This window comes from Paenarthrobacter sp. YIM B13468, assembly GCF_042788025.1.
GTDB lineage: Bacteria > Actinomycetota > Actinomycetes > Actinomycetales > Micrococcaceae > Arthrobacter > Arthrobacter aromaticivorans.
The window spans coordinates 84,453-103,582 of sequence record NZ_JBHZPI010000019.1 but is presented as its reverse complement, the minus strand read 5'-3'; the positions used below and the strand labels follow the sequence as shown (position 1 = coordinate 103,582).

Genomic DNA, 19,130 nt, shown 5'->3' with positions numbered 1-19,130 from the left:
CAGTGGTTCATCCGGCAACAGGGAGTAGGTCACGGTGTTCTTTCTCGATTCGGAGATAGCGGGCGCGCCGCAGGATTTGGTGTTCTCAGCCAGCGATCTTGTCATCGCGGCCACCTGTGAGTACCAGCTCCTCCGGAAACTCGACGAAAAACTGGGCCGCTCCCCCAAAGCCGAGTTCGCGGCAGATGCCATGTTGGATCGCACGGCGAAGCTCGGCGATGTCCACGAGCACAGGGTCCTGGACGAGTTCATGGCAGAGTTCGGGCCCTGGGATCCGGCTACAGGACAGGGCGTTTACGACGTCGTTCCCGCCTCCGCCATGGACCGCGCCACCCTTTTGGCCAAGCATGCGGAATCCATCGAGGCCTTGCGCTCCGGGGCGGACATCGTGTTCCAGGCCGCGTTCTTCGATGGCCAATTCCACGGCCGCTCCGACTTCTTGGTCAAGCGTCCCGGCGGTCAATACGCCGTCTTCGACACAAAGCTTGCACGCCATGCCAAGGTCACTGCGCTTTTGCAGCTGGCTGCCTATGGCGATCAACTTCTTCAGGCCGGTATTACGCCGGATCCCATTGTCACCTTGGTCCTGGGCAATCGCGTGCACAGCGATCACCCGCTCGCGGAGATTTTGCCCGTCTTCAAGGAACGCCGGGAACGCTTCCTCGGAATGACCACGGCCCATAGGGCTGCTTCAGGACCCATCGAATGGGGCGACTCCCGCTTCTCGGCGTGCGGCCGCTGCGATTACTGTGCCGAGCAAGTAAAACTGCACCGTGACCTCCTCATGGTTGCCGGCATGCGGATCAGCCGCCGCAAGAAGCTGATGGAGGCCGGGGTCACCACGATCGATCAGCTCGCGGCGCTCCCCGACGCTGGTGATCCCACCTTGCTGCGGCTGCGCGAGCAAGCGCAGTTGCAGACCGGCGTTGGGGCTCCGGACGGGACGGTGAACTACACGGACAAAGCCGGGGAAGCCAAAGCAGTAAGTTACAAGATCCTGCCGGACAACACCCTCGGCAGGCTCCCCACGCCGGACCCCGGGGACATCTTCTTCGATTTTGAGGGCGATCCCCTTTGGCAGGATCCAGTCACAGGGAAATGGGGCCTTGAGTACCTTTTCGGAGTCATCGAAAACCCCTTGGAGCCTGGCTCCGAACCGGTCTTCCGCCCGTTCTGGGCGCATTCACGAGCTGAAGAAGGCCAGGCATTCGTAGACTTCCTGGAGTATGTTGCCAAGCGCCGTGCCAGCTACCCCGGCATGCATATCTACCACTACGCAGCTTACGAGAAAACGGCCCTCCGCAATCTCTCCCTGACGCACGTGACGGGTGAAAACGCGGTGGACGATCTCCTGAAGCAAGGCGTGCTGGTGGACCTCTACGACACCGTCCGCCACAGCATCCGCGTGTCCGAGAACTCGTACAGCATCAAGAAACTGGAGCCCCTTTACATGGGTCAGCACCTGCGCTCCGGAGACGTGACCGACGCCGGAGCCTCGGTGGTTGCTTATGCCGACTACTGCACGGCTCGAGACACCGATAACCCTGACCAGGCTGCGGCCATCCTCGAAAGCATCAGGGACTACAACGAGTACGACTGCCTCTCGACGCTGGAGCTCCGCAACTGGTTGTTGGCCCGTGCCGCCGAGCGGTCCATCGTCCCGGGCGGCTCTGCCGGCGACGACCCCGGGAATGCGCAAGATTTGGGGGACGGGTCCGATGATTCCCAGACCGCAGCCGAACCGACGAAATATGAGGCTGCACCGGAAGAAACCGCCCTGCTGGACTACGTTGCCGAGCTGACGGAAGAGGAAAAGCTGTCCCGCGATTCCCGGGCGATTGCGATTGTGGCCGCGGGCGTTGGATATCACCGGCGTGAGGACAAGCAATATTGGTGGGGGCACTTCGATCGCTTGGAAAAGCCAGTGTCCCAGTGGGAGGACGGCCGCGACATTTTCACGGTGGAGCAGGCTGTGGTTCTTCAGGACTGGGCCAAACCAACGCCTCGCAGTAACCCCGCCCGGATTGTGAAACTGCTCGGCCGTTCAGGTGACGGCGCGGGTTTGGAGCTGGGCAAGACGTATTTCCGCATGTACGGTCCGCCCTTGCCTGATGCCTTGGCGGCTAAGGAATCCTCCGTCCTCGGCCGTGCTGGCTGGAACAATACCAAGATCATCGAAGTCGGTGAAGATGGGGACTTCGAGTCGGTCACCATGGCCGAGGGATTACGGAATGACTCCACGGAGTTTTCACAGACTCCAATGGCGCTGACGCCAGACAGCCCGATTCCGACGAAGGGCCAGAGGGCGGCGTTGGCAGCGTTGGCTGGCAGGCTCAGGGATTCGCTGCCGGAATGGCCGCAGGATCCTGCATTGGACCTGGTGCGAAGGAAGCCGCCAAGACTGCGTACCCTGCCATCCTTGCCCGCCGTGGAATCCGGTCCTGATGGCTATATCGACGCCATCACTGCTGCTGTGAAGGATCTGGACCATTCCTACTTGGCCGTCCAGGGTCCTCCCGGCAGCGGAAAGACCTATGTTGGTGCCCATGTCCTGGCCAGGCTCGTAGCCGATGGCTGGAAAGTCGGTGTCGTGGCGCAGTCCCATGCCGTAGTGGAACACATGCTCTGTGCGGCAGTGGAGAAAGCCGGTGTGGATCCGTTGCGGGTGGCCAAGGAGGTCAAGCACAACGAGCCTGTGCCGTGGAACGGGTGCGCCAAGGCCGACGTCAGCGACATCCTGTCCAAACCAGGTGGAGCTCTGATCGGCGGAACTGCATGGGCCATGGTAGGTAAAGAGGTTCCGCCTGGTTCCCTGGATCTGCTGGTTATTGATGAGGCCGGCCAGTTCTCCCTTGCCAACACCATGGCTGTGAGCCGCGCAGCAAAACGCCTCCTGCTGTTGGGTGATCCGCAGCAACTACCGCAAGTCACCCAAGGCAAACACCCGGAACCCGTAGACGAATCTGCGCTGGGGTGGTTGTCGGACGGTTACAACACGTTGCCGCCCGAACTTGGTTACTTCCTCGCATTGTCATGGCGGATGCATCCTGCCCTATGTGACGCCGTTTCGGAGCTCTCTTACGATCACCGGTTGGAAGCGGCGCCCGCCGCGTCACTTCGCCGCTTGGATGGTGCCGGCCCTGGCATTTCCTGTGTGTATGTCCCCCACACCGGCAACTCGACTTCCTCGCCGGAGGAAGCCGCAGAGGTTGTCCGCCAAGTCCGGGCACACGTGGGCCTGCCGTGGACTGACCCCTCTGAATCATCGGGGAGCCGGCCTCTTGAAGAAACAGACATCCTGGTGGTGGCCGCTTACAACGCCCAAGTGCAACTGATCAAGCACCAGCTCCGCGCAGCAGGGTTGGCAAAAGTGCGGGTAGGAACGGTGGACAAGTTCCAAGGCCAGGAAGCGCCGGTGGTCATCGTCTCCATGGCCGCATCAGCCGCAGGGGAAGTACCGCGCGGCATGGAGTTCTTGCTCTTGCGCAACCGAATCAACGTGGCGGTGTCGCGCGGTCAGTGGCGTGCCGTCGTCGTGCGTTCGCCTGAACTCACCAACTACCTCCCGACGCATCCGGAAGGCCTGGAAAACCTTGGCGGCTTCGTGGCCCTGTGCCATCGTGGGGAGGCCAACTAAGTAGCAGCAGACGCCGTTTTGACGCTCCATAAAGGCATCTGCTGCTACTCAGTTGGGGAGGGACAGGGCTTCGTCCAACACACGGCCGAAATTGGTGGCATCGTGAGCGAAGCGGCCCAGGAAGAGTCCGGAGACACCGTCCAGCCTCGGCAGCAGACCCGGTTTGGCTGAGCCACCGTAAATGATGGGCAGCTCCTCCAACCCGTGGGCACCGAGCAGTACACGCAGTGCAGCTACAACCGTGGACACATAAGCAGCCGACGCCGGCTCTGCAGCACCGATGGCCCATACGGGTTCGTAGGCGATCACCAGTTGGGAAGCGACGGACCAGTCTCCGGACACGGCCGCTTTGACTTGCCGGAAGACGGTACCGGCGGCATCTTCAGGTTCAGCAACCACGCCCTCCCCCACGCACAGCAGTGGCGTCAGGCCAGCGTCGACGGCGGCACGAACCTTCAAGGCCACCATGGCATCGTCTTCTGCAAAGTAACGGCGCCGTTCCGCGTGGCCGATCTCCACCAGGCCGACACCAAGCTCGGCAAGCATCGACGGTGAGACTTCGCCAGTCCACGGCCCGTCCGACCACCCACAGTTCTGGGCTCCAAGGACCATTGGCGAACCCTGAAGCATCGCAGACGCTGTGGGCAGCACCGGGAATGAGGGGATCACAAACGGGACCACCCGCCCGGCCGCAAGGGCCGGACGGGCGTCCACTTCTGCCAGCAACTGCTCCAGCCACGCCAAACTCTGCGCATAACCCATGTACATCTTGGTACTGACCCCGATGAACAAGGCGGAAGCAGGAGCAGGAATGTTCACGGCTACTTGGGCATCCACCTTTACTTGGCCAGCAACTCGTCGGCCTTGTTGCTGAAGGCCCGGGTACCGAACATCATCAGCGCGGCCAGGAACGGCAGGACGCCCAGAGCGTAGACACCCATGGTGCCCGTGTCCGAGGCCGTGACTTCGTTAACCGTGGTGCGAAGGATCGGTGCGACGAAACCGCCGAGGTTGCCCAGCGAGTTGATCAGCCCGATGCCCGCAGCCGCGGCAGTTCCGGTGAGGAACGCCGTCGGATATGACCAGCAAATGGGACCGGTGGACAGGAAGCTGCACACCGCCAGGCTGATGAAGATAATGCCCAGCGCGGGAAGGTGGTTGGCGCCGGCCCAAGCCGAGCCGAAGATGCAGAGCCCCGTGGATACGAATAGTGCGGTGCCCCAGCGGCGGCGACGTGCCACGGTGTTTGCAGCCTTGCCAACGAAGTAGCAGGCAAAGATCCCGAAGAACCACGGGATAGCGGCCAGGAGTCCGACGGCGAGCCCAACCTTTTGGCCGGTGAGCTGGGAGACCTGCTGCGGCAAGTAGAACGTGACGCCATAGACAGCTACTTGCAGGCAGAAGTAAATGACGGTGAAGTACCAGACACGGCCGTTGCGCATGGCAGCCAAGACGCCGCGCGGACCTGATTCTTCCTTGACAGTGTCTTCCAGTGCCATGACATCGGTCAGGGCAAGCTTCTCTTCTTTGCTCAGGAACTTGGCGTCCTGTGGGCTGTTGATGAGGAAGAAAAAGGACGCGATGCCAGCCACGATGGCCAACGAACCCTCAACGAAGAACATGACCTGCCATCCGGCGACCCCGGGAACCTGGTCACCGATGTTGATGAGCCAGCCGGACAGCGGAGCACCCAGCATCTGGGAGAGAGGCTGAGCCAGGTAGAAGATGGCGAACATCTTCACGCGGACTTTGTTGGGGAACCAGGCGGCGAGGAACATAATGACGCCTGGGAAGAGCCCTGCCTCTGTGACACCCAGCAGGAAGCGGAGGATGATGAACGACGTCTCACCTTGCACGAAGGCGAAGCACGCGGACACGATGCCCCAGGTGATGGCGATGCGCGCGAGCCAGACCTTGGCGCCGAACTTGGTGAGCAGCAGGTTGCTGGGGATCTCGAACAGTGCGTAGCCGATGAAGAAGATACCGGCACCCAGGGCATAAGCACCTGCCGTGATGCCTTTGTCCACCCCAAGGGCAGCTTCTGCAAAGCCCACGTTGGTGCGGTCAAGGAATGCCACCACGTACAGGATGACGAGCATGGGCATCAGCCGCAGCGAAGCCTTGGAGATCGCCGACTTCAGGATCGGCGAATCCAGCAACTCCTTGGTGGAAGTTGAGGCAACGGACATTGAAACTCCTCTTTGAGCAATCAGTTGGGGTTGTGATGGCTAAGGAAGCGCGCCATCAGCGCGGGAAGAAAATGAGCACCATGCCCACTGCGCAGGCAAGGATGCCCACGGCAAGGTAGATCTTGCGTTCTCTAGTCCAGGTCTTCATGTGGTCAGTTCCCTTGCGGGGCCTAATGCATGTACAGCCCGCCATCCACATTCAGTGTTTGTCCGGAGATGAAGCCGGAGTCCTCACTGATGAGGAAGGCGATCGCGGCTGCGATGTCCCTGGTTGAGCCCACGCGGTTCACCACGAGGTCCTTGGTCAGTTCGTCCTTGCGTTCCTGGCTCAGCGTGCCGCCCATGATGTCGGTATCGACGGGCCCGGGTGAGATCGCATTGACGGTGATGTCGTATTCGCCGAGTTCCCGGGCTGTGGCACGGGTCAGGCCGATGACACCGGCTTTGGCAACCGAGTAGGGAGTCTTGGAGAACGTTCCGCCACCGCGCTGGGCAGAGACCGAGGAGATGTTCACGATGCGGCCGATCCGGTTCTTTACCATGGATTCGGCCACTCGACGGGTGGCGTAATGGACACCGTTGAGGTTGATGTTCAGCACGCGATCCCACTCGGCGGGTTCGAGTTCCAGGTAGCCGATGGGCGAGCTGACTCCAGCGACGTTGGCCAAGGCGACGATCTGCGGCAGCTCGGCTTCCAGTTCATCGATCGCTGCCCGGACTTCGGCTTCGCTGGCGACGTTCGCACCCACGCCGCGGGCCTGGACTCCGTATTCTGCAGCAACTTCCTTGGCCGCAGCCTTGCAGGCCGCGTCATCCAGGTCGATGATGCCGATGTTCCAACCTTGGGCGGCCAGGTAGTTCACCGTGGCCCTGCCGATGCCGCGCTCGGAAACGGCGCCTGTGACGATGGCGGTGCGTTCAGCGGGGAAAGTCATGTGTTTCTCCTAGAAAGAGTTAGTTGATGGGTGCCGGGCCAAGCTCTTCAATGAGCTTTTGCATGGCGACGTAGGCCTTGTTCCGGTAGGCGATGAGTTCCGGAGTGCGCTCGGCGGGGACGTTGAGGAAACCCGCGCCGGTCTTGGTGCCGAGCTTGCCTGCCTCCACAAGGTCCGACAGGATCTTCGGCGTCGCAAACCGCTCCGGGAAGCCGGTCTGCAGGGACTTGTAGCAGAAGTTGTAGACATCCAAACCGGCCATGTCCGCGATCGCGAACGGACCAAAGAACGGCAACCGGAAGCCGAACGTCGTACGCACCAAGGTGTCGACGTCGTCCGCTGTTGCGATGCCCTGCTCCACCAGCTGCGCAGCTTCGTGGAACAGCGCGTACTGCAGGCGGTTGAGCACAAAACCCGTAACGTCCTTCACGACGGCGGTCTGCTTACCGGCCGCATGGACCAGCTCGCGGGAAGCAGCTACCGTAGCGGCGTCAGTGCCGGCGTGCGGAATAACTTCGACGCCCGGAATGAACGGCGACGGGTTGGAGAAGTGAACGCCCAGGAACCGCTCGGGGTTGGTCACGGCTTCTGCCAGGGCGGCAATGGAAATCGTGGAGGTGTTGGAGCCAATCAGGGCATCCGGCCGGGCCGCGGCGCTGATCCGGGCGAGGGTCTGATGCTTGATTTCCAGGACCTCGGGAACGCATTCCTCGATGAAGTCGGCATCAGCAACGGCTTCCTCGATGTCCTTCGCAGCCCAGAGGTTCTGTTTCAGGATTTCAGTGGATCCCGCCGGGAACAGACCATCGGCGATGAACTGATCGGATTCGACCAGCAGGCGGTCGAAGTTCTTCTGCGCGATCTCTGCAGACACGTCCGCCAAAGCCACGCGCGCTCCGCCGAGCGCCAGAACCTGGGCGATGCCGCCGCCCATGTATCCGGAGCCGACGACGGCGATCTTCCGGGCTGTGCTTTTCGCGGTGCCTTCGCTTGCTTCAGGAGTGGTCATGATCAGACTGCCTTCGTGGAGTTGGGCTCGTAGGAGCAAATGGCGTCCACCTTGGCGGCGGAGGATGAGTTTTGGTCGAAGCGGTGGCCGAGCCACTCCCCTACGAGCTTCTTGGCCAGTTCCAAGCCAATCACCCGCTGACCGAGTGTGAGGACCTGGGCATTATTGCTCAACACGGACCGCTCCACCGAGTAGCTGTCGTGGGCGGTAACCGCACGGATTCCGGGGACCTTGTTGGCCGCAATGGCCACGCCAAGCCCGGTGCCGCAGATCAGGAGGGCCCGATCGAACTCACCGTCAGCTACCTTGCGGGCGGCATCGACAGCCACGTGGGGATAGGCCGTGGAATCGTTGGCACCGACCCCGACATCGGTCACTGATGCCACACGCGGGTCGGATTCCAGCAATGCCACAAGTGCTTGCTTGTATTCCACTCCGGCTTCGTCATTGCCGACGACGATGCGCCAGCCTTGTGTGTCGCTCATTCTCAGGCTCCGTTTCCGGCCGGAGCCGCTGAGGCAGCGCTGGCCAGTAGTGAATCGATGTGGTGGGAGATCCTTGTGGCGATCAAGCCAAAGGAGACTGCGCCGGGATCGGGGTGGCCGAGGCTCTTCTCGGCCAGTGGGCGGGCCCGGCCCTTGAGCGGGCGCAGTTCAGCGGTCTGCGCGGCAGCCATTTCAGCAGCCGCAGCAGCTGCTGCCAGTGCCCTGTCAACGGGAGCACCGCCGTCGAGCTCTGTCAGGAACGCGTCCCGGAACGGCAGGAGGGCGTCCACCATGGTCTTGTCTCCGGGCTCGGCCTTCCCGAGTTCGGTGATGGCCCGGACGAACGCGGAAACGGCGGCCCGGGCGTCGTCCGCACTGTACGTTTCGCGGTTGCCGAGTGCTTGGCCGGCCGCGATGACCGCCGAACCCCACAGCGCGCCGGATGTTCCGCCTGCCCGTTCGCTCCAGGCCTCGCCGGCCGCGAGGAGGATTCGCGCTACCGAAGAGCCGGATGCGGCTTCGCCCGCAGCAGCCGCAGCGTCGACGCCACGACGCATGCCGATTCCGTGATCACCGTCGCCGGCGATAGCGTCCAGCTTGCCGAGCTCGTCTTCGTGTTCGACAACGACATCGCGCACCTGGGCGAGAATCGCTACGGCCTGCCGCCCGAGTTCCGCCGCCGCAGGGGTGGACTGTTCGACGGCGGCGGTTTCGGCGTCGACGATTGCTGCCTTCGCGCGCGCTGCGCGGGGTGCCATGCTGCCCTTGCGGAAAGCCGGTGTATCGGCGGGCGCTGCCCAATACTGTTCGAGTTCATCGTCCAGCCAGAGCAGCGTCAGGGACAGTCCGGACATGTCCAAACTGGTCACCAGTTCGCCGCATTCCGGTTCAACAACGGTGAGACCAGCGGCGGTTAGCAGCTTTTCGACCTTACCGAACAGCAGGAAGAGTTCGTCATACTTCACAGTGCCCAGGCCGTTGACGATCGCCACAACGCGGTCCCCGGCGTCCTCGGGCTTGTCCGCGACCAGCTTGGAAACCAGAAGCTGTGCGAGCTCGGACGCGGTGGGCATCGGGTGTTCCGAGATGCCGGGCTCACCGTGGATTCCGAGGCCCAAGGACATCTGCCCGGCCGGGACGTGGAACAGCGGATCCTTGGCACCAGGCAGAGTACAACCGTCGAAGGCCACCCCGAGGGACCGGGTCCGGTAGTTGGTCTTGATGGCCAAGCGCTCGACGTCGTCAAGATTCAGTCCCGCTTCGGCGGCGGCGCCTGCGATCTTGAAGACCGTCAGGTCGCCTGCGATGCCGCGCCGCTTCTCGAGTTGGTCGATCGGAGCGCTTGCGATGTCATCCGTGACGGTGACCGTGCGGGTTTCGATGCCCTCGGCGTTGAGGCGGAGCTGTGCCCGGCCAAAGTGCAGGACGTCGCCAGCGTAATTGCCGTAGCTCAGCAGAACGCCACCTCCGGCATTGGCCGCTTTGGCCACGCGGTATACCTGGCCGGCGGCCGGGGAAGCGAACATGTTGCCGCAGGCCGAGCCCGTTGCGAGTCCGGGGCCGACCAATCCGGCGAAGGCCGGGTAGTGCCCGGAACCGCCGCCCACCACCAACGCCACTTGCCCGGCAGGTACTTCGGTGGAGCGGATCACGCCGCCATCTACCCTGGCAACGTAGCCGCGGTTGGCAGCCACGAAGCCGTCCAGGGCTTCATCGGCAAAGTCTGCCGGGTTGTCGAAAATCTGTGTCATTCCTTAGACTCCTGCGAGTTCCGTGACGGGCTGTTGCCGGCCTTGCGCCACCTGGCTCGCGCCGAGTTTGTAGCCCTCGGTTTTCGGCAGGACGTGGCGGCGCAGATATTCCTGGTTGCTGGCCGTGACGCTGAGCCCATCGCCACCGTAGTGCTCCGTGCAGAGGATGCCCTGGAAGCCGACCGAGAGAGCAAACTTGAATGCCTCGCGGTAGTTGATCAAGCCGCTTTCCATGGGTGCGGGCATGGTGATGTAGCTGTCGCGGGCCACATCTTCGTCGCGGATGTAATTCTTCATGTGCCAGTAGTTGGAGTACGGCAGGGTCTTGGCCACCATCTCGCGCCAGTCCTCGATGGGACGGTGCAGGCGGATCAGGTTGCCCAGGTCCGGGTTGAGGCCGACGTTGTCCAGACCGATGTCCTGGACCAGCTGCACGGATGAATCAGCGGTGCCGAGGTAGGTGTCCTCGTACATTTCCAGGGAGATGAGGATGCCGGCTTCTGCTGCGTGCTTGCCAAGTTCACGGAGGCGGGACACTGCGTTGCCCCACATTTCCTTGTCGCCTACCGGATCCTTGTAACCCTCCACCGTCCAGAACCACAACTGCTTTTGCTGCTCAGGCGTGATGGCCTGGTGAAGTCCGAAGGAGACAACCTCGCATCCAAGCTCTGCTGCGGCGTCGATGGTGCGGTGGCTGTAGGCGAGGTTGTCGGCCCAGTCCGTCTGGTGGATGACGCTGCGGCGGATTGCGGAGATGACGGGCACTCCGATGCCCACTTCGTTAGCCGTCTGCTTGAACTCGGCCAGACGCTCCGTGCTGAGATCGCCCGGGCGGACCCAGCTGTCGGTGAGGTCCGCGTTTGCGAACCCAGCCTCCTTCACTTCCTGGAGGACTTCAGCCCAAACGGAAGCGTCGGCGTCGTTGATGTGCCGCCCCCCGGCGTCCACACCGGGGAACTGCAGGAGGGCCGCGGTGATGGGCCAATTCTCGGCGGTATACGCCATGATGATCACTCCTTCGTGGAATCCTGTTTCCTATAGGATTTATGAACGAAGCAAAGCTGTCAACCCTTTTCGCGAAACTTCCTAGATCCTATATGTCTTACATATGTCTGTGAAGGGGCTCACTGATCGCACGAAAAAGGCCCGCCGCATTCGCGACGAGCCCTTAGGGAGCGGTGGGTGTTCAGTCTTCAGGCGCGTCAGCCATGGCCCGACCCCGCACCTTTTGCACGTGGTTGACCATTGCCTCGGCTGCTTTCCCCGGGTCTCCAGTGGACATCGCGTCGAGCACGGCTTGGTGCTCGGCGATGGCCTGCTCCGCATCCGTGATGCCCACTCCCCCAAACAAGCGGAACCGCTGGATCTGCCCGCCCAGTGTGTTGTAAGCGGCGAGGAGGAACTGGTTCCTGGCTTGCGCCGCGATCAACTGGTGGAAACGCTCGTCAGCCTCGAGGTAGCTGCGGTACTCAGCAAACGTGCCGCCCCGCGGCGCCGTCTTGAGATCCTCAACCGCCTGCTTCAAGGCGTCCAAGCCTTCCGAAGTCATGCGTTCGCACGCGAGGCGGGCATTCACAGGCTCTATCGAAAGCCGTGCTTCCATGAGTTCAGCGAAGTCCTCCCGCGTGAACACGGGGGCTACGCGATACCCTTTCAACGCCACGCGGCGCACCATGCCTGTATGCTCCAGCCGCGCCAAGGCTTCACGTACGGGGGTGGGAGAAACGTCCAGTTCCCGCGCCATTCCGTCGATGCTGACGGCTGCCCCGGGTTCGAGCCGACCATCCATGAGCCACTCGAGGAGGGCTTCATAAACGTGGTCGGCCAACACCTGGCGGCTGACGGGAAAGCCCGGGCGGGGAAGAGCCGGCGAAGGTTCAGACATGCCACAAATCCTATAGGAACGCGAGCACCAGCCGACCCCTCTTTCCCAACTAGGTCGCAGCAGCGCGCGTTTTGAGCGCTCAAAACGCGCTTAAGTGCGACCTAGTTGGGCGGGCACACGCTAACGCACGACGCCGGCACTCGGGTGAGTGCCGGCGTCGCGGTCTTGCTGGGGTTCTGCGCGGTTAGTTGGCGTAGAACGGGTAATCCGTGTAACCCTTGGCACCCTCGCCGTAGAACGTGGAGGCGTCCGGCTCGTTAAGCGGGAGGCTTTCACGCCAGCGGCGCGCGAGATCCGGGTTGGCAATGGCGGGGCGGCCAACCACAACGCCGTCCGCGAGGCCATCGGCCACCAATGCAACAGCTTCCTCGCGCGTGGTGATTTCACTGAAGCCAGTGTTCACCAGGAAAGTGCCGTTGAAGCGTTCGCGAAGATCCTGGACCAGGGCACCCTTGGGGTCGTGGTGCAGGATGCTGAGGTACGCAAGGTTGAGCGGCGCAATGGTCTCTACGAGGACTTCGTAGGTGGCGCGGACGTCTGCGGCATCCGTCTCGGCGATGCCCTGCACGTTGTGTTCCGGGGAGATGCGGATGCCAACGCGGTTCGCGCCAAGTGCTTCAACCACCGCATTGACAGTCTCGATCACGAAGCGCGCACGGTTCTCCGGGGACCCACCGTAGCTGTCGGTGCGAACATTCGAGTTGGGCGCAAGGAATTCATGCAGCAGGTAACCGTTTGCCGAGTGAAGTTCCACGCCGTCGAATCCTGCCTCAATCGCGTTCTTCGAGGCGGTGACAATATCCTGAATGACTCCCGGGAGCTCGTCCGTGCGGAGTTCGCGCGGCGCCGGGTACGGCTGCTTGCCGCTGGGAGTGCGGACATCGCCCTCGATGGCAACAGCACTCGGGCCCACGATTTCGTGGCCGCCCGTGATGTCCGCGTGCGAAACGCGGCCACCGTGCATCACCTGGGCGAAGATTCGCCCACCCTCAGAGTGGACGGCGTCAGTGACCGTCTTCCAGCCTGCGATCTGCGCTTCCGTCACCAGGCCAGGCTGGCCTGGATACGACTGACCGGCCGGCGTCGGGTACGTTCCCTCGCTGACAATCAGCCCGAGGGATGCGCGCTGCCGGTAGTGTTCGGCGATCAGTGAACCCGGAATGCCGTCCGCGCCGGCCCGCAGCCGGGTCAGGGGCGCCATCACCAGTCGGTTGGGAAGTTCGAGCTCACCAAGGGCCAAGGGGGAAAACAGCATGCGCAGTTCCTTTCAGAATGAATCAGGTTCACTCTGGGCAACTGTGCGGCGTCTGCAACTATTCCGGATGCGAGGCAGATCACAAGCTGCTTAGCCCTGGCCCCGCAGCCTCATGGCGTCGTCGAAGCATTCGCAAAGGGCCAGCACCGCAACCAGGTGCGCTTCTTCGGCATGCGGTGGGTCAGTGTCAATGCAGATCGCTTCGTTGACAGCCTGGGCAAGGTCCTTGGACTCCTTGCCAGTCAATGCCCACACCCGCGCTCCGGCGGCCTTGGCAGCAGCAGCGGCCTCCCGGAGATCATCCGTGATTCCCTTCGCAGCGAGCAACACCACGATGTCGCCACGGCGAACCTGCCCTCGAATCTGGTCACTGATGCTTCCGCGGGCGCCGTCGTTGCCGCTCTTGCTGACAGATATGGCCTTGAAGGCAGAGCCATCCCTGGGGTCGTGGGCCGCCAACTCGGAGGTGAATCTCTGTGCTTCGTGCGCAGAGCCATCGCTGCCGGCTGCAAACACGCTGCCGCCACGAAGACGTACGCGGGCCAGTTCCTCTCCCCATTCAGCGAGCCGCGACGATTCACGGCGCAAGGCCGCTACCGCTGGGCCGATCTCGCCCAAATGGCCAAGAACAACGTCAACCGCATGCCTGTTCTGCCTTGAATCCGTCGGGCGCACCACTTGGCCCGGTCGCCTTACCACGATGCTCACTTCCTGCCTCCGTTTCACCGTAGGAACTTACACGTTCCTATCTCCGTCCCGCCTCGAACTGTCCCTCACGGAACCGTCCCGCACAGAATCGTCCCGGGTAGAGCCCTCCCGCGTAGCCCGCTCCCGCAAAGGCTCTTCCCTAACGGCGCTTTCCCGTGCCGAGCGATCCCGTGTAAGCCGTTGTTCGCTTGTATCCATGTCACGTGTATCCATGTCACGTGTATCCATGTCACGGTCACGTCCACGATCCGCGTCATTCTCCCGGTCGCGGCCAGTCCTGACATCGGGGTCCACTTTGTCGGCGTGGCGCAGGTGTTCCTGTACGCGCCCGCTGGCTTCTTCGGCCTTCTCCGCATGCCGGTCCGCTTCGCGCCGGAGCCGGTTGGCCTCGACTTCTGCCTGAACGGCTGCTGCCTCAGCTTGTGCCGACTGAGCCTTCGCTTGGTGTGCGCCGAGGGCTTCCTGGTCTGCCTTCTCGCGCAGTTCCCCTGCGCGACGGCGATTGAGTTCGGTCTTCTTCTTGCGTCCAACTACCACTGCAATGATCACAGCTGCGACTACGACGACGGCCAACACGATGATCAATACCAGTTGTCCTGTGTCCATGTGGATTGCCTCCCTCGTGAACGGCTTTGTTTGGGCGCCGCCCCTAGCCCATGCTGTGCTTAGTACCCAAAGTTGTACCCATCCACTGTTCGTTCGAAACGCTTTCTGATCACGTGGACAGCTATCTCCTACCAGCTTAACACCAATTATCAGGTTACTTACTAAAGTGGGTGCGAAGGTGACCCAGGCCGGTCAGCGGGGGACGCCGTCGTACTACTGCCCAAAATAGGTGTTTTTAGCTACCCGTCGCCTCTGGATGCTCCCTGGCGCGCTTCTCCTCCGGCGTCTCGCCGCTATCGTCCGGGATGAACGTAGGGTCCACCTCCGTAGTAAAGTCACCCGTCCCGGGGGTGCTGTCCCCATGCTCGACGTCGTCAGGTACCGCCTGCTTTGAGGCTTCAGAAGGCGCCCTATCCCCTTTGCTCGATTCGTCCCGCTCGCTCGATTTGTCCCGTTCGCTCGATTCTTCGCTCATAGCCTCAATGTAGGCCGGGCTTCAAGGGCTGTCGAGGCTACCGAAGACCTTGTGCGCCGCTGCCAACTCTGCTTCGCTGGGAAGGTCTCCTGCAGCGCGGGACACACCTCCAGCCCCAAAGCAGGGAGAGCGATTGTGAAAGCAGTGACGTGGCAAGGAAGGCGCTCGCTGAGCGTTATTGATGTCCCCGATCCCACCATCCAGGAACCAACGGATGTCATTGTCCGAATAACATCGTCAGCCATTTGTGGCTCGGACCTGCACCTCTACGAAGTACTCGGCCCCTACATGCACAAGGGCGACGTCATCGGCCACGAGCCCATGGGAATCGTGGAGGAAGTGGGCTCGGAGGTCCACCGGCTCCAGAAGGGCGACCGGGTAGTCGTACCCTTCAATATCTCCTGCGGCCGGTGCTACATGTGCAACCAAGGCCTTCAGTCGCAGTGCGAAACCACGCAGGTCAAAGCCAAAGGTACAGGGGCTGCACTCTTTGGATACTCCGAACTCTACGGCTCCGTGCCGGGCGGCCAGGCACAATACTTGCGGGTGCCTTTCGGCGACTACGGGCCCATCAAAGTCGATTCGGACCTCCCCGACGAGCGCTATCTGTTCCTCTCGGACATCCTGCCCACCGCGTGGCAGGCCGTGGAATACGCCAACGTCCCCGAGGGAGGCACGTTGGCGGTGCTCGGACTCGGCCCTGTGGGCCAGTTCGCTTCCAGAATTGGCGTCCACAAGGGGTTCCGTGTCATCGGCGTGGATCCCGTTCCCGAGCGCCGGGCGATGGCGGAAGAACATGGCGTGGAGACCATGAACTACAGCCCGGATGTCGCCGCGGAGATCCGCGAGGAGACCCTCGGCCGCGGCCCGGACGCGGTGGTGGATGCAGTGGGCATGGAAGCCCACGGCTCCCCGGTGGCATCATTCCTGCACCGGGCGGTTTCATTGCTCCCTGACAAGCCGGCGCAGGTAGCCATGGAGACCATGAGCGTGGACCGCCTTGCTGCCCTCCACACGGCAGTGGATCTGGTGCGGCGCGGCGGCACTGTTTCGCTCAGCGGCGTTTACGGTGGCCAGGCCGATCCCATGCCGCTGATGACCATGTTCGACAAGCAAGTCCAACTCCGCATGGGGCAATGCAACGTGCGCAACTGGACTGACCAGCTGCTCCCCTTGGTAGAGGACGACGCCGATCCGCTGGGAGTCATGCATCTGGTCACCCACACCGGTGGTCTTGACGATGCACCTGACCTGTACGAGAAATTCCAGAAGAAGCAGGACGGCTGCATCAAGGTGGTGCTAAAGCCCTGATTTCCTGGAGGATCAGGTTGCATCTCCTGGAGGATCCGTTGGTCGATAGAGATGGGCGGAGGCGCCTTAGGCGAGGTGCTTTCCGCCGGTAACCCCAATAACCGAGCCGGAAATGTAGCTGGACTCCTCTGTCGCCAGCAGGACATACGTCGCGGCAAGTTCAGCAGGCTGACCGGCCCGGCCGAGAGGTGTGTCCTGGCCGAACTTCACGATCTTCTCCTCGGGCTGGGTTGGTGGCTGCAAGGGGGTCCAAATGGGTCCGGGAGCTACCGCATTGACCCGGATTCCCTTGGATCCCAGGGATTCTGCCAACGAGAACGTCATGCTGTTGATGGCTGCCTTGGTGGCGGCGTAATCGATGAGCGAGGGACTCGGATGGTACCCCTGGATCGATGAGGTGTTGATGATCGAGGACCCTGGCTGCAAATGTGGCAAGGCCGCCTTGGTAAGCCAGAAGAGCGCATAGACGTTGCTCTTGAAGGTCCGGTCGAACTGTTCGCTGCTGAGGTCTTCGATCCCCTGGCTGGTCGTCATCTGGAAACCTGCGTGGTTGACCAGAACGTTCAGCCCATCGAATTCTTCGATGGTTTGGGCGATGACTTCCTGACAGAATTCCTCGTCCCGCAGATCACCCGGCAACGCCAGGGCCCGGCTGCCCGCGGCCTCGATCAACTGGACGGTCAATTCGGCGTCCTGCTCCTCTTCCGGCAAATACGTGAACGCCACATCTGCACCTTCACGCGCAAACGCAATGGCCACAGCTCTCCCAATCCCGCTGTCGCCGCCAGTAATCAAGGTCCGGAATCCCATCATCCGGTGATGGCCCACATAGCTTTGCTCCCCGTGATCCGGCCGCGGGATCATTGCCTCGGTCCAGCCAGGGTAGTCCTGGGTTTGCGGCTCGAACTCCCCCGACGGATACATCGTCCGTGGATCTGAGGCCTCCTCCGGGTCCTCCGCCGGGTTAAGGACGTGGTTTTCCAACGCCATTGCGATGTCCTCGTCGAGGTCGGTTGTTGACTCAACCTGCCCTGAGTCGTCGGTCTGCTCGGATTCCTCTGGCTGCCCTGATTCCTCGCTCAGCCCGGTCTCTTCGTTCCGCTCATCCTGTGCCATGCCTAATTCTAAGCACCCTGACTTTTCGCCCGCAGCGCTAGCCAAGGTACCTATTTTTGGGCCGGCAGCACCAGTGCGCCTGACTTATCCGTGGACAGGGCGAGGGAGGAGATGAAGCGGGGTTCGCCGTCGGGACCGTCCTGGCCTGAGCGGAGCATGTCCGGGCGTTCGAACTCAAGGCCGGTGACGTGGCAGAGGAGCTTCTCGTCGCTAGGGTTTCCGTCGGCGTCGAACATGGGCAGGTCGATCCCGTCATCGGTGCGGCGGAGGTAGTAGCGGCCACGCGTGGCCAAAGCCAGGACCGGGGGAAGTACCAAAGCAAGGACGACGGCGAAAATTGGCGAATACGGCTGCACTCCGGCACCGAAAGCACCAAAGAAGACCGCGATGGACATCCCTGCCGAGACCAGCATGGAAACGAAGCCGACCGGATTGATGGGGTAGAGCATGCCCCGTCGGAACTCAGGAACCTTGGGCGAGATCTTCAAGAGGTACTTGTTGATGGCGATATCGGAGGCAACTGTGACCACCCAGGCCATGGCGCAGTTGGCGTAGAAGCCAAGGATCGTGTTGAGGAATTCGAACATGTTCGACTCCATGAGGACCAATGCGATCACCAGGTTGACCACAACGAACACCATGCGGCCCGGGTAGGTCTTGGTGATGCGGGTGAAGGAATTGGTCCAGGCAAGCGATCCGGAATAGGCGTTGGTGACGTTGATCTTGATCTGCGAGATAACCACCAACACAACGGCCAGGGACATGGCGAGCCAGGCCGGCATCATCTCCTGGTACACGCCCAGGAATTGGTGGACTGGTTCATTGGCGTGCACGGACGCGGCGGGATCCAGCCTGGCGGTCAGGTAAATGGCAATAAACATGCCCACAACCTGCTTGATGGCACCGAAAATTACCCAGCCGGGTCCGGCGAGGATTACGGCACGCCACCAAGCACCTTTGTTCTCCGCGGTCTTGGGTGGCATGAAGCGCAGGTAATCGATCTGCTCTGCGATCTGGGCCATCAACGAAAGGCAAACGCCGGCAGCCAGCATCACGGAGGCGAGATTGGTGCCGCCCTCGCCCGAAGCGCCGGTGTAGGCAAAGAAGGCGTCGATGCTTTCGGGGTGGGACAACAGCAGATAGCCAAGGGGCACCACCATGAGCAGCAACCACAAGGGCGTGGTCCACACTTGCAAAGTAGCAAGGGTCTTCATCCCGTAGATCACCAGCGGAATGATGATGATGGTGGACACGGCATACCCAAGCCATTGCGGGACGCCGAGGCCCAATTGCAGGCCCTGGGCCATGATGGAGCCTTCGAGGGCAAAGAAGATAAAGGTGAAAGTCGCGAAAATGATGTTCGTGACCACTGAACCGTAGTAGCCAAAGCCTGACCCGCGAGTGATGAGGTCGAGGTCTATGTTGTAGCGGGCGGCGTAGTACGCCAGTGGAAAGCCGGTGGCGAAGATGATCACCGCGGCAACGATGATGCCGAAGATCGCATTCACGGTGCCGTAGGCGATGCCGATGTTTGCCCCGATCGAGAAGTCAGCCAGGTAGGCGATCCCGCCAAGGGCACTGGTGGCCACCACACCGGCGCTCCACTTCCGGTAGGAGCGCGGGGCGAACCGGAGTGTGTAGTCTTCCAGGCTCTCCTTCGCTGCGCTCATCGCATCGGCGTTCCCCGCCGTCGTAACTCTTTGGGTGTCTGTCAGAACGTCGCTCATCCGGGCTCACTTTCACGATTCGTGGTCGGTGCTTCGTCAAC

Annotated in this window: 16 protein-coding genes; 2 read left to right on the top strand and 14 right to left on the bottom strand. The window is 62.0% G+C overall.

Going from position 1 to position 19,130, the window contains the following annotated elements; translation table 11 throughout:
* Positions 1-34 precede the first annotated feature (34 nt).
* A complete protein-coding gene (locus ACFX4T_RS17810; RefSeq protein ID WP_377653042.1) occupies positions 35-3,637 on the top strand; it encodes a TM0106 family RecB-like putative nuclease in 3,603 nt (1,200 codons plus the stop codon).
* Positions 3,638-3,685: 48 nt separating this feature from the next.
* On the opposite strand, the gene ACFX4T_RS17805 is transcribed toward ACFX4T_RS17810, so the two are convergent.
* The 12 genes from ACFX4T_RS17805 to ACFX4T_RS17750 all read right to left on the bottom strand — a co-directional run bounded on the left by ACFX4T_RS17805 (position 3,686) and on the right by ACFX4T_RS17750 (position 14,935).
* On the bottom strand, positions 3,686-4,456 hold the full coding sequence (locus ACFX4T_RS17805; protein WP_377653040.1) for a triose-phosphate isomerase family protein: 771 nt from the start codon (positions 4,454-4,456) through the stop codon (positions 3,686-3,688).
* Positions 4,457-4,476: 20 nt separating this feature from the next.
* Complete coding sequence (locus tag ACFX4T_RS17800) at positions 4,477-5,826, bottom strand: MFS transporter (protein ID WP_216926144.1); 1,350 nt, start codon at positions 5,824-5,826, stop codon at positions 4,477-4,479.
* Positions 5,827-5,996: 170 nt separating this feature from the next.
* Positions 5,997-6,761 carry an SDR family NAD(P)-dependent oxidoreductase gene (locus ACFX4T_RS17795; RefSeq protein ID WP_377653038.1) on the bottom strand — a complete coding sequence of 255 codons (765 nt, stop codon included), beginning with the start codon at positions 6,759-6,761 and terminating at the stop codon, positions 5,997-5,999.
* Positions 6,762-6,780: 19 nt separating this feature from the next.
* Entirely contained in the window at positions 6,781-7,770 is a 990-nt protein-coding gene (locus ACFX4T_RS17790) for a 3-hydroxyacyl-CoA dehydrogenase family protein (RefSeq protein ID WP_216926142.1), read from the bottom strand.
* Between the two features lie 2 nt (positions 7,771-7,772).
* On the bottom strand, positions 7,773-8,255 hold the full coding sequence (locus ACFX4T_RS17785; RefSeq protein ID WP_377653036.1) for a ribose-5-phosphate isomerase: 483 nt from the start codon (positions 8,253-8,255) through the stop codon (positions 7,773-7,775).
* A gap of 2 nt (positions 8,256-8,257) precedes the next feature.
* The gene (gene dhaL, locus ACFX4T_RS17780) at positions 8,258-10,006 is read right to left on the bottom strand and encodes a dihydroxyacetone kinase subunit DhaL (protein ID WP_377653034.1); all 1,749 of its coding nucleotides are present in this window, start codon (positions 10,004-10,006) and stop codon (positions 8,258-8,260) included.
* A gap of 3 nt (positions 10,007-10,009) precedes the next feature.
* Positions 10,010-11,011: a sugar phosphate isomerase/epimerase family protein gene (locus ACFX4T_RS17775; RefSeq protein WP_377653032.1), complete on the bottom strand. Its 1,002-nt coding sequence runs from the start codon at positions 11,009-11,011 to the stop codon at positions 10,010-10,012.
* 181 nt (positions 11,012-11,192) lie between these two features.
* A complete protein-coding gene (locus ACFX4T_RS17770; protein WP_377653030.1) occupies positions 11,193-11,891 on the bottom strand; it encodes a GntR family transcriptional regulator in 699 nt (232 codons plus the stop codon).
* Positions 11,892-12,075: 184 nt separating this feature from the next.
* A complete protein-coding gene (locus ACFX4T_RS17765; protein WP_377653028.1) occupies positions 12,076-13,146 on the bottom strand; it encodes an alkene reductase in 1,071 nt (356 codons plus the stop codon).
* Between the two features lie 90 nt (positions 13,147-13,236).
* Positions 13,237-13,854 carry an SIS domain-containing protein gene (locus tag ACFX4T_RS17760; RefSeq protein ID WP_223948201.1) on the bottom strand — a complete coding sequence of 206 codons (618 nt, stop codon included), beginning with the start codon at positions 13,852-13,854 and terminating at the stop codon, positions 13,237-13,239.
* A gap of 27 nt (positions 13,855-13,881) precedes the next feature.
* Positions 13,882-14,460: a hypothetical protein gene (locus ACFX4T_RS17755; protein WP_377653026.1), complete on the bottom strand. Its 579-nt coding sequence runs from the start codon at positions 14,458-14,460 to the stop codon at positions 13,882-13,884.
* 235 nt (positions 14,461-14,695) lie between these two features.
* Positions 14,696-14,935 carry a hypothetical protein gene (locus ACFX4T_RS17750; RefSeq protein WP_377653024.1) on the bottom strand — a complete coding sequence of 80 codons (240 nt, stop codon included), beginning with the start codon at positions 14,933-14,935 and terminating at the stop codon, positions 14,696-14,698.
* 135 nt (positions 14,936-15,070) lie between these two features.
* Between ACFX4T_RS17750 and ACFX4T_RS17745 the strand changes: the two genes are divergently transcribed.
* The gene (locus ACFX4T_RS17745; protein WP_223948198.1) at positions 15,071-16,246 is read left to right on the top strand and encodes a zinc-dependent alcohol dehydrogenase; all 1,176 of its coding nucleotides are present in this window, start codon (positions 15,071-15,073) and stop codon (positions 16,244-16,246) included.
* A gap of 66 nt (positions 16,247-16,312) precedes the next feature.
* On the opposite strand, the gene ACFX4T_RS17740 is transcribed toward ACFX4T_RS17745, so the two are convergent.
* Both ACFX4T_RS17740 and ACFX4T_RS17735 read right to left on the bottom strand, forming a co-directional pair.
* Entirely contained in the window at positions 16,313-17,236 is a 924-nt protein-coding gene (locus ACFX4T_RS17740; RefSeq protein WP_377653083.1) for an SDR family oxidoreductase, read from the bottom strand.
* A 176-nt stretch (positions 17,237-17,412) separates the two neighbouring features.
* Positions 17,413-19,089 carry a purine-cytosine permease family protein gene (locus tag ACFX4T_RS17735; RefSeq protein ID WP_377653022.1) on the bottom strand — a complete coding sequence of 559 codons (1,677 nt, stop codon included), beginning with the start codon at positions 19,087-19,089 and terminating at the stop codon, positions 17,413-17,415.
* Positions 19,090-19,130: the final 41 nt, after the last annotated feature.